The organism is Treponema pectinovorum (assembly GCF_900497595.1).
GTDB lineage: Bacteria > Spirochaetota > Spirochaetia > Treponematales > Treponemataceae > Treponema_D > Treponema_D pectinovorum.
Genome location: NZ_UFQO01000003.1, coordinates 80,010 through 89,187, shown reverse-complemented (window position 1 = coordinate 89,187; position 9,178 = coordinate 80,010). Strand labels below are relative to the sequence as shown.

20 protein-coding genes are annotated in these 9,178 nt (G+C 40.8%); all 20 read right to left on the bottom strand.

Annotated features, from left to right (window positions below; all coding sequences use genetic code 11):
- Positions 1–9: 9 nt before the first annotated feature.
- The 20 genes from rpsM to rplB all read right to left on the bottom strand — a co-directional run bounded on the left by rpsM (position 10) and on the right by rplB (position 9,153).
- Complete coding sequence (gene rpsM / locus FXX65_RS05120) at positions 10–381, bottom strand: 30S ribosomal protein S13 (RefSeq protein WP_147613174.1); 372 nt, start codon at positions 379–381, stop codon at positions 10–12.
- A 10-nt stretch (positions 382–391) separates the two neighbouring features.
- Positions 392–505, bottom strand: a complete 114-nt coding sequence (gene rpmJ, locus FXX65_RS05115) for a 50S ribosomal protein L36 (protein ID WP_147615368.1) — start codon at positions 503–505, stop codon at positions 392–394.
- Between the two features lie 144 nt (positions 506–649).
- Positions 650–1,984, bottom strand: a complete 1,335-nt coding sequence (secY, locus tag FXX65_RS05110; protein WP_147613176.1) for a preprotein translocase subunit SecY — start codon at positions 1,982–1,984, stop codon at positions 650–652.
- A 19-nt stretch (positions 1,985–2,003) separates the two neighbouring features.
- Positions 2,004–2,468, bottom strand: coding sequence for a 50S ribosomal protein L15 (rplO, locus tag FXX65_RS05105; RefSeq protein ID WP_147613177.1), 465 nt, complete (start codon positions 2,466–2,468; stop codon positions 2,004–2,006).
- Positions 2,468–2,653, bottom strand: coding sequence for a 50S ribosomal protein L30 (gene rpmD / locus FXX65_RS05100; RefSeq protein WP_147613178.1), 186 nt, complete (start codon positions 2,651–2,653; stop codon positions 2,468–2,470). The genes rplO and rpmD overlap by 1 nt, the downstream gene beginning before the upstream one ends.
- Before the next feature lie 2 nt (positions 2,654–2,655).
- On the bottom strand, positions 2,656–3,171 hold the full coding sequence (gene rpsE, locus FXX65_RS05095; RefSeq protein ID WP_147613179.1) for a 30S ribosomal protein S5: 516 nt from the start codon (positions 3,169–3,171) through the stop codon (positions 2,656–2,658).
- 9 nt (positions 3,172–3,180) lie between these two features.
- Complete coding sequence (gene rplR / locus FXX65_RS05090; protein WP_147613180.1) at positions 3,181–3,543, bottom strand: 50S ribosomal protein L18; 363 nt, start codon at positions 3,541–3,543, stop codon at positions 3,181–3,183.
- 11 nt (positions 3,544–3,554) lie between these two features.
- Entirely contained in the window at positions 3,555–4,094 is a 540-nt protein-coding gene (gene rplF / locus FXX65_RS05085; RefSeq protein ID WP_147613181.1) for a 50S ribosomal protein L6, read from the bottom strand.
- A 12-nt stretch (positions 4,095–4,106) separates the two neighbouring features.
- A complete protein-coding gene (gene rpsH / locus FXX65_RS05080; protein ID WP_147613182.1) occupies positions 4,107–4,505 on the bottom strand; it encodes a 30S ribosomal protein S8 in 399 nt (132 codons plus the stop codon).
- A 15-nt stretch (positions 4,506–4,520) separates the two neighbouring features.
- A complete protein-coding gene (locus FXX65_RS05075; RefSeq protein ID WP_147613183.1) occupies positions 4,521–4,706 on the bottom strand; it encodes a type Z 30S ribosomal protein S14 in 186 nt (61 codons plus the stop codon).
- 10 nt (positions 4,707–4,716) lie between these two features.
- Positions 4,717–5,268, bottom strand: coding sequence for a 50S ribosomal protein L5 (gene rplE / locus FXX65_RS05070; RefSeq protein WP_147613184.1), 552 nt, complete (start codon positions 5,266–5,268; stop codon positions 4,717–4,719).
- Positions 5,268–5,582: a 50S ribosomal protein L24 gene (gene rplX / locus FXX65_RS05065; protein ID WP_147615367.1), complete on the bottom strand. Its 315-nt coding sequence runs from the start codon at positions 5,580–5,582 to the stop codon at positions 5,268–5,270. Before rplX ends, rplE begins: the two co-directional genes overlap by 1 nt.
- Positions 5,583–5,594: 12 nt before the next feature.
- Positions 5,595–5,963 carry a 50S ribosomal protein L14 gene (gene rplN, locus FXX65_RS05060; RefSeq protein WP_147613186.1) on the bottom strand — a complete coding sequence of 123 codons (369 nt, stop codon included), beginning with the start codon at positions 5,961–5,963 and terminating at the stop codon, positions 5,595–5,597.
- Between the two features lie 17 nt (positions 5,964–5,980).
- Positions 5,981–6,256, bottom strand: a complete 276-nt coding sequence (rpsQ, locus tag FXX65_RS05055) for a 30S ribosomal protein S17 (RefSeq protein WP_147615366.1) — start codon at positions 6,254–6,256, stop codon at positions 5,981–5,983.
- 10 nt (positions 6,257–6,266) lie between these two features.
- The gene (gene rpmC / locus FXX65_RS05050) at positions 6,267–6,479 is read right to left on the bottom strand and encodes a 50S ribosomal protein L29 (protein ID WP_147613188.1); all 213 of its coding nucleotides are present in this window, start codon (positions 6,477–6,479) and stop codon (positions 6,267–6,269) included.
- 10 nt (positions 6,480–6,489) lie between these two features.
- Positions 6,490–6,906, bottom strand: a complete 417-nt coding sequence (gene rplP, locus FXX65_RS05045) for a 50S ribosomal protein L16 (protein ID WP_147613189.1) — start codon at positions 6,904–6,906, stop codon at positions 6,490–6,492.
- A 5-nt stretch (positions 6,907–6,911) separates the two neighbouring features.
- The gene (rpsC, locus tag FXX65_RS05040; protein ID WP_147613190.1) at positions 6,912–7,667 is read right to left on the bottom strand and encodes a 30S ribosomal protein S3; all 756 of its coding nucleotides are present in this window, start codon (positions 7,665–7,667) and stop codon (positions 6,912–6,914) included.
- A 2-nt stretch (positions 7,668–7,669) separates the two neighbouring features.
- Positions 7,670–8,026 (bottom strand): 50S ribosomal protein L22, encoded by a 357-nt coding sequence (rplV, locus tag FXX65_RS05035; RefSeq protein WP_147613191.1) that lies wholly within the window; start codon positions 8,024–8,026, stop codon positions 7,670–7,672.
- An 11-nt stretch (positions 8,027–8,037) separates the two neighbouring features.
- On the bottom strand, positions 8,038–8,313 hold the full coding sequence (rpsS, locus tag FXX65_RS05030; protein WP_147613192.1) for a 30S ribosomal protein S19: 276 nt from the start codon (positions 8,311–8,313) through the stop codon (positions 8,038–8,040).
- A gap of 12 nt (positions 8,314–8,325) precedes the next feature.
- Positions 8,326–9,153, bottom strand: coding sequence for a 50S ribosomal protein L2 (rplB, locus tag FXX65_RS05025; protein ID WP_147613193.1), 828 nt, complete (start codon positions 9,151–9,153; stop codon positions 8,326–8,328).
- Positions 9,154–9,178: the final 25 nt, after the last annotated feature.

The window sequence follows — 9,178 nt, the reverse complement described above, 5'->3', positions numbered from 1 at the left end:
TCCGTCCTATCAGACAGCCTTTTTCTTGTTAGCAACTGTCTTCTTTTTACCCTTGCGAGTTCGTGAATTTGTGCGAGTACGCTGACCACGAACAGGCAAACCTTTGCGATGACGAAGACCACGATAGCAACCAATGTCCATAAGACGTTTGATGTTAAGACCAATTTCAGAGCGAAGATGTCCTTCAACTTTGTATTCTGTATCGATTACAGAACGAAGTTTTGCCTGCTCATCCTGATCCAAATCATTCAACATTTTTTCAGGATTAATCTTACATTTTTCACAAATCGCTTTTGCAGATGAACGACCGATACCGTAAATATAAGTCAATGCAACAACGACATGTTTATTAGGGAGGTCAACTCCCGCAATTCGAGCCATCTGTTACTCCTTAACCCTGTCTCTGCTTATGCTTTGGGTTTATGCAAATAATGCGGATAACTCCGTTTCTTTTTATAACCTTACACTTATCGCAGATGGGCTTTACGCTGGTTCGTACTTTCATAAAAGTCCCCCTAGGGAAAGTATGATATTTACTCTCGAATCATGGCAATTCGCAATGAACTACAATTCGAGTTATCTAATCTACCATATATTCCCTTTGTTGTTCTATAGAATTCCTAAGAAAAAATTTAATTTTTTATGAATTCTATAGATTTCTTGAACGTAATTTCCCCTTCTTAACAAGACCTTCTGAGTGGTGCATTTTAAGAAGTGCTTCTACCTGACTCATAGTATCAAGGTCAACACCTACCAAAATCAACAATGAAGTTCCACCCATCAACATTGCTATTGACTGAGGGAATCCAAAGAGTGTTTGGATGATAGTTGGCAAAACTGCGATTGCAGCAAGATAGAGTGAGCCTGGCAACACGAGACGGTTTAAAACCTTCTGCATGTATTCTTCAGTCTTGTCGGTTCGGATTCCTGGAATAGAACCTCCGTTTTCTCTTATATTCTTCGCGATTTCTGTGGGGTTCAGGGTTACCTGTGTGTAGAAGTATGCAAAAAATACGATTAAAAGTACCAACAAAACGTTGTATGTAACTCCAGTAGGTTGCAGTATGTAGGATAATTTTGAAATCCAACCAGCAGAAGCTTTGCTGCTACCAATACTAGAAACAATCTGTAACGGGAATGTTAAAAACGATGATGCAAAAATTACAGGAATAACCCCCGACGGATTTATTTTGAATGGAATATAAGTACTCTGTCCACCGTACATCTTCCGTCCAACCACGCGCTTAGCATAGTGAACTGGGATTTTACGTTCGCCGGACTGTTCATAAACTACAAGCGCAATAATTCCAAAAAACATCAAAATTACAACGATTACAGCAACGGCATTGATTTCATGGCTGCGAACTTTTTGTGTAAGTTCAATTACAGCATGAGGAAGACGAGCAACGATACCGGCAAAAATGAGAATTGAAATTCCGTTTCCGATACCACGGCTTGTAATCTGATCACCAAGCCAAACGGTAATCATAGCACCTGTAGTAACAGTGAGCATTGCAAGCAGTCTGAATGCAAGGTCGCTTTCCAAGATGATTGCACCTGGAATGCTATTTGCATATACAGTTACAGCCAGAGACTGAATCAAACATACAAAAACTGTACCGATTCTCGTCCAGGTTGCAAATTTACGCTGACCACCATCTTCTTGAACAATGCGTTTAAGAGAAGGGAAGATAATCAGCGCCAACTGCAAAATAATCTGTGTTGAAATGTACGGCATTACACCGAGCATGAACACAGAAAAATTAGAGAATGCACCACCGGCAAAAAAGTCCATGTAACTGGCAAATGCGTTTTCACCACTCTTTGCAAGATTGTTGAAATAAGCGACAAGCACTTCAGCGTTGATTCCAGGAATTGTCAGCACGCATCCTAGACGGTATATTGCAAGAATAGCTAAAGTAAAGAGCAAGCGATTACGCAACTCTTTAATTCTAAACATGTTTACAATCGGATTGTTTGCCATGTGTGTCTCCAGTACTTATTTAATTAGCGTTGTCTTCAGAAGCTGTTTTAACAGAGCCCCCAGCGCTTTCGATTTTAGTTTTTGCAGAAGCAGAAACCTTATCTACATCAACTGTAAGTTTTTTTGTTAAATTTCCAGTACCAAGAATTTTTACCAAAGAGTCAACCTTAGCGATTAAACCTTTAGCAACAAGAGTTTCCTTGTTTACTGTTTCGCCATCTGAATATTTTTGTTCAAGAAGAACTGTGTTTACTACAACAAATTCTTTCTTGAAAGGGTAATTTGAGAAACCACGATGTGCAATACGGCGATAAAGTGGCATCTGCCCACCTTCAAAACCGATATATGTCTTTCCACCAGAACGAGACTGCTGTCCCTTGTTTCCTTTACCCGCAGTTGTTCCACGACCTGATGAAGAACCGCGACCAACAATGCGTTTTTTCTTATTTGCACCTTCTGGTGCGCTCAATATGAAATCTGCCATTATTTTACTTCCTCAATAGTAACCAGGTGTGATACAGCATTAACCATTCCAAGAATGGCTGGTGTTGCTTCCAAAATATTTGAAGAGCTAATCTTTTTAAGTCCAAGGCTGCGTACAGTAGCAACCTTAGATGGATTTTGACCGATTGTACTCTTTACAAGAGTTACCTTTATTTTTTTAGCCATGATTAACCCCACATTTCCTGTAGAGATTTACCTCTGTTTGCAGCAACCGATTTTGCATCCATAAGATTCTGGAGTGCTTCAAAAGTTGCTCTTACAACATTGACAGGGCTTGAAGAACCGAGTGATTTTGAAATTACATCAGTTGCTCCAATCGAATCCATAATTGCACGCACTGGACCACCAGCGATAATTCCGGTTCCAGCACAAGCAGGTTTTAGAAAAATTGAAGAACTCTTGTATTTTCCAAGAATCTCGTGTGGGAGAGTTCCATTTTTTACAGGAACTGTAATCAAATTTCTTTTTGCCTTATCAATACTCTTTCTAATAGCTTCGGATACATCATTTGCTTTTCCAAATCCGTATCCAACGCGGCCTTTTCCATCGCCTACAACTGTGAGAGCTGAGAATGACATGCGGCGTCCGCCTTTTACGGTTTTCGCTGTACGATTCAGTCTAACAAGTTTTTCAACGAATTCTTTCTGTTCTCTTTCTCTTTCGAACTTGTTTTGGCGTTCCATTCGACTCTCCTAGAAAATGATACCTGCTTTGCGGGTTCCATCTGCCAGTGCCTTAACAACACCATGATACAGATATCCGTTGCGGTCAAAAACTACAGTTGTAATTTTTTTGTCCTGAAGACGCTTTCCAAACGCTTCACCAAGTTTTGCTGCATCGCCAATATTAGCTTTCAATTCAGCGAATTCTTTTTCCAAAGTGGAAATTGAAGCAAGTGTTACACCTTCGTCATCATCAATAACCTGAGCGTAAAGGTTTGTATTGCTGCGCGTTACAGTCATACGTGGGCGAGCAGCAGTTCCGTAAACTGATTTACGGATATGAACCTTACGATGAAGGCGCTTTCTTGCTTTATCATTAAGTTTCTTTAACATTATGCTACACCTTATTTTACGCCAGTCTTTCCGACCTTGCGTCTGATAATTTCATCACTATAACGAATTCCCTTTCCTTTATAAGGCTCTGGGAGACGAAGTTTACGGATTTGTGCGCTGAATTCACCAACAAGTTTCTTGTCAGCACCAGAAATCGTAACTTTGCCACTAGCATCTGTAGTTACAGTAAGTCCATCTGGAATTACAGCGATAAAGTCAGAAGAAAAACCAAGGTTCATAACCAAGTGCTTTCCCTGAACTTCAGATCTAAATCCTACACCATTTACTACGAGAGTTTTTGAAAAACCTTGTGTAACACCAGTTACCATATTAAAAACCAAAGCACGATAAAGACCATGAGAAGCCCTTGCCGCTTTTGATTCATCAACAGGAGTAACTGTGAGAGTACCATCTTTTACCTCGAATTTAACGCAATCATTTACATGCTGCTTTAATTCGCCTTTTGGTCCCTTTACTACAATTTCACCTGCATTTACTGTAACTGTAACTCCTGCTGGAATAGTAACAGGAAGTTTACCGATTTTTGACATATCTTCCTCCTATTACCAAACTTTGCAAACGAGTTCTCCACCAACCATTTTTTCGCTTGCTTTCTTTCCAGTTGTAACGCCAGAAGAAGTAGAAACGATCAATGTTCCGTATCCATTAAGAACACGTGGCAGATCTTTGTAACCTGAATAAACTCGACGACCAGGTGTTGAAATCTTTTCAATACCGTGGATAACCGAATCGTTTGATTCATCATACTTTAAGAAAATACGGATTATAGAATGACCTTCCTCCTGAACTTTCTTAAAATTCTTTATATAACCTTCTGTTTTAAGGATCTTAACAATTTCAAGCTTGAGTTTTGATGTAGAAACATCAACTTTTTCGTGGCGAGCCTGAACTGCGTTGCGAACCTTAGTGAGCATATCTGCTATTGGGTCTGATGCACTCATTTCTATTCTCCTCCACTACCAACTTGATTTTGTAACGCCTGGCAAAAGGCCTTCACCTGCTAACTTGCGGAAACAGATACGGCAAATTTTAAATTTGCGCAAGTAACCGCGTGGACGACCACAAATCTGACATCTGTTATAGCGACGAGTGCTATACTTTGGTGTGCGATTTGCTTTGATAACCATTGATTTCTTAGCCATTGATCCTCACCTACTTTCTGAAAGGCATATTGAACTTGGTCAGCAATGCACGAGCTTCTGCATCTGTGCGAGCGCTTGTTACGATAGAAATGTTCATACCAGCAATTTTTACGATTTTATCGAAATCAATTTCTGGGAAAATTATCTGTTCCGTAATTCCAAGAGAGAAATTTCCGTGTCCATCAAAACCTGTTGATTTTATTCCGCGGAAATCCTTTACACGAGGTAATGCAACATTGATTAAGCGGTCCAAAAATTCATACATAATGTTACCGCGCAATGTTACCATTACACCAACTTCATTGCCCTCACGAAGTTTAAAGTTAGCAATACTCTTTTTTGCCTTAGTTTTTACAGCATGCTGTCCAGTAATCTGAGTTAAATCAGTTACTGCGGCATCAAGGAGTTTCTTGTTTGTGAGAGCTTCGCCAACACCCATGCTCACAACTACCTTTTTAACGGCAGGAATTTGCATTACGGATGTGTAACCGAGTTCTTTAAAGAGCTCAGGAGCGATAGTGTCCTTGTAGACTTTCTTAAGCCGTGGTACGTACTTATCCATTACAGTGCTTCTCCACACTTACGGCAAACACGAATTTTCTTGTCGCCGTCAATTTTATATCCAATCTTAGTAGGACCGCATTTTTTGCAAACCATTGCAACATTAGAAATATTGATTGGTGCTTCAATCTCTGCGATTCCACCCTGATCCTGCTGACTGCGCTTTTTCATTGCTTTTTTTACCATATTTACGCCTGAAACGATTACGGCATCTTTTTTAGCAACTACACGAACAACAGTTCCGCGTTTACCCTTATCTTTTCCAGCGATTACCTGTACGGTATCGTCTTTACGGATTCTAAATTTCTTTTCCATAATTGAGTCTCCTTACAGTACTTCCGGAGCAAGTGATACGATTTTCATAAAATCCATATCGCGAAGTTCGCGGGCAACAGGTCCAAATATACGTTTTCCTTTTGGATTTTTATCAGCATCAACGATAACGCAAGCATTATCGTCAAAGCGAATATATGTTCCATCAGGGCGACGGTATTCTTTAGATACACGGACGATTACAGCTTTTTCAACTGTACCTTCTTTTATTGTAGAAGTAGGAAGTGCTTCCTTAACTGCTACAACAACAACATCACCGATTCCAGCATAACGACGGTGAGTACCGCCGAGAACTTTGATAACCTGAACTATTTTAGCTCCGGAGTTATCGGCAACAGTCAATTTTGATTGCATCTGCAGCATTGTATAACTCCTTTAGCCTATTTAGCCCTTTCGATGATTTCTGCAAGTCTCCAGCATTTATCTTTGCTGATTGGACTGCATTCAACGATGAGAACTTTGTCACCAACGTGAGCTTCGTTCTTTTCATCATGTGCCTTACACCTTTTAGTTTGTGTAACGTATTTCTTATAGAGAGGATTCATTCTCTTTGTATCTATTGAAACAACGACGGTTTTATCCATTTTGTCGCTTGTTACAATACCAACAAAAGAACGCTTTGCTCCCTTTTTAGTCTGAACTTCCTGTTCTGCCACGGGTTAGCTCCTACTTGGTCTGTCCGGCAATTTCTTTTGCACGGATGAGCGTATTGAGCGTCGCAATCTGGCGGCGCATTGTTCGCTTTTGCATCGGATTATCTACATGACCAATCACCATTTGAAAACGGAGATCCATGTATTTTTGTTTCATGTCATTGCGTTCAGCCACTAACTCGGCGTAAGACATTTCTTTTACATTCTTTTTCTTTGAATTAGCCATATCTTACTCCTTAGTCAATAGTTGGTTTATAGGCAATCTTTGTTTTGATTGGAAGTTTGTCTGCTGCAAGTCTTAATGCTTCTTCAGCAAGTTTCAAATCTATATCTCCAACTTCAAACAAGATTACTCCTGGTTTTATGTTAGCTGCCCAGAATTCTGGAGCACCTTTACCCTTACCCATTCGAACTTCCGATGGTTTTCTTGTGATTGGCTTATCAGGGAATACGCGTAACCACACACTTCCCTTGCGTTCAAGCTTACGGTTTATTGCAACACGAGCAGCTTCGATATGACGAGCCTGCAACCAGATTGGTTCGAGTGCTACGAGAGCAATCTTTCCAAAGTCAATGTTGTTTGCACGTGTAGCATTTCCCTTTGATTTGCCACGCTGTACCTTACGGTGTATAACTCTTTTAGGACTAAGCATTTATGTTACTCCTTTGAAGAATCTGCTGCGCGAGCAGGGCGTTTTGCTCTAGGTTTGTCTTCAGAAGCCTGAGAACGATCGTGATGAGGCTTACGAACAATCTGTCCAGCATCTTCGGTTTTTTCGTTACCGTAGTTCATGCCGTTATAAACCCAAACTTTTACACCGATTTTACCGTATGTTGTATGAGCTTCAAATGTGCCGTAATCAATGTCTGCACGAAGAGTGTGAAGAGGTACACGACCTTCTTTGTGTTCTTCTGAGCGTTTCATTTCTGCGCCACCAAGACGACCTGACAAACGAATTTTAATTCCCTGTGCTCCGCCTTTCATAGCATTTGAAGAAGCCTGCTTGAGAGCCTTGCGGAATGAACCGCGACCAGCAAGTTGGCGTCCTACATTCTGTGCAATAAGAGATGCATTTATATCAGCACGTTTAACTTCTTTGATTTTTATCTGAACCTTTTTAGTCAACTGTGCCTGAATTTCAGCACTGATTTTTTCAATGTTTGCACCTTTTACACCAATAATAACACCTGGGCGTGCTGTATGAATTACAATAGTAACACGCTGAGGGTGACGAATAATTTCGATTTCTGCAATATCTGCATTCTGACACTCTGGCAACGCAGTTACCATCTTGCGGATTTTTATATCTTCAAGAACCAAGTCTGCATAATCACGAGGACTAGCATACCAGCGAGACTGCCAAGTCTTGTTAATTCCAAGACGCAAACCGATAGGATTTACTTTCTGACCCACTTTTATTCCCCCGCCTTCTCGTCAACAATGACGGTGATATGACACATACGTTTTAAGAGCTGATCAGCACGACCGCGAGCGCGGAACCAAACTCTCTTAAGTCTTGGACCTTCGTCAATACGAATTTCTTTTATGTAGAGCATATCTTCATCGAGTTTCTTGTTTATGAACAGAGCGTTTGCAACTGCTGATTTAAGAGTTCCTTTAATCAGATTTGCACCTTTCTGCGGCATATTATCAAGAATTGCCAATGCTTCTGAGCATGACTTCTGTTTGATTACATTTGCAACAGGGCGAACCTTAGTTGGAGATGCAATCAGGAATTTTGTAGTGGCTACATAACCTTTTTTCTCTGCCATCGTACCCACCTTTATTTAGCACCCTTGTCAGTGCCACCATGTCCTTTAAATGTACGGGTTGGAGCAAATTCGCCAAGTTTGTGTCCGACGAGATTTTCCGTAACATATACAGGAATCCATGCTTTTCCGTTGTAAACACTTATTGTGTTTCCAACCATTTCTGGAATGATTGTAGAGCAACGAGAATATGTTTTAATCATCTTCTTGTCAGACTCTTTGTTCATTTCACTAACTTTCTTATAAAGACTCTTTTCAATGAAAGGTCCTTTCTTAACTGATCTTGACATTGTTAACTACTCCTACTTCTTCTTACGGCGTGAAACAATGAAACGGTTAGAAGGCTTTCTCTTGTTGCGAGTCTTATAACCTCTACAAGGCTGTCCCCAAGGTGTAACAGGATGATGTCCTTTTCCAGCACCTTCACCACCACCAAGTGGGTGATCAACAGGGTTCATAGCCATACCGCGAACTGCTGGGCGAATACCCAACCAACGACTGCGACCTGCTTTACCAAGTTGCGTATTCATAAGTTCTTCGTTTCCAACAACGCCAATCGTTGCATAGCATTTACCAAGAATGCGACGAGTTTCACCTGAAGGAAGACGAATTATTACATATTCACCATCTTTTGCAGCAACCAATGCAGATGCACCAGCCGAGCGAGCAAGTTGTCCACCGCGACCGAGAGTCAACTCGATATTGTGAACTGTGAATCCCACAGGAATTACTTCGAGTGGAAGTGCGTTTCCAACAGTAGGAGAAGCATTATCGCCAGACATAACTTTCTGTCCAACAATAAGTCCTTTAGGTGCGATAATATAGCGTTTTTCGCCGTCTGCATAATAAATCAAAGCGATATTTGCAGTTCGGTTAGGATCGTATTCAATCGACTTTACGGTTCCCGGGATTCCGTGCTTATTTCGTTTAAAGTCTATTATACGATACTTTCTTTTATGTCCACCACCTTGGTGACGTACAGAAATACGTCCACCTTGTCCGCGACCTGCATGTGATTTGAGACCTGATACCAGACTTTTTTCGGGTTTATCTGTTGTCAGTTCTTCTCTTACCAAATCAATGCGAGTACGTGTTCCGGCAGTGTATGGTTTAAAAACTTTAAGAGCCATCTGGTTCCCCTTAATTTACGAAGGC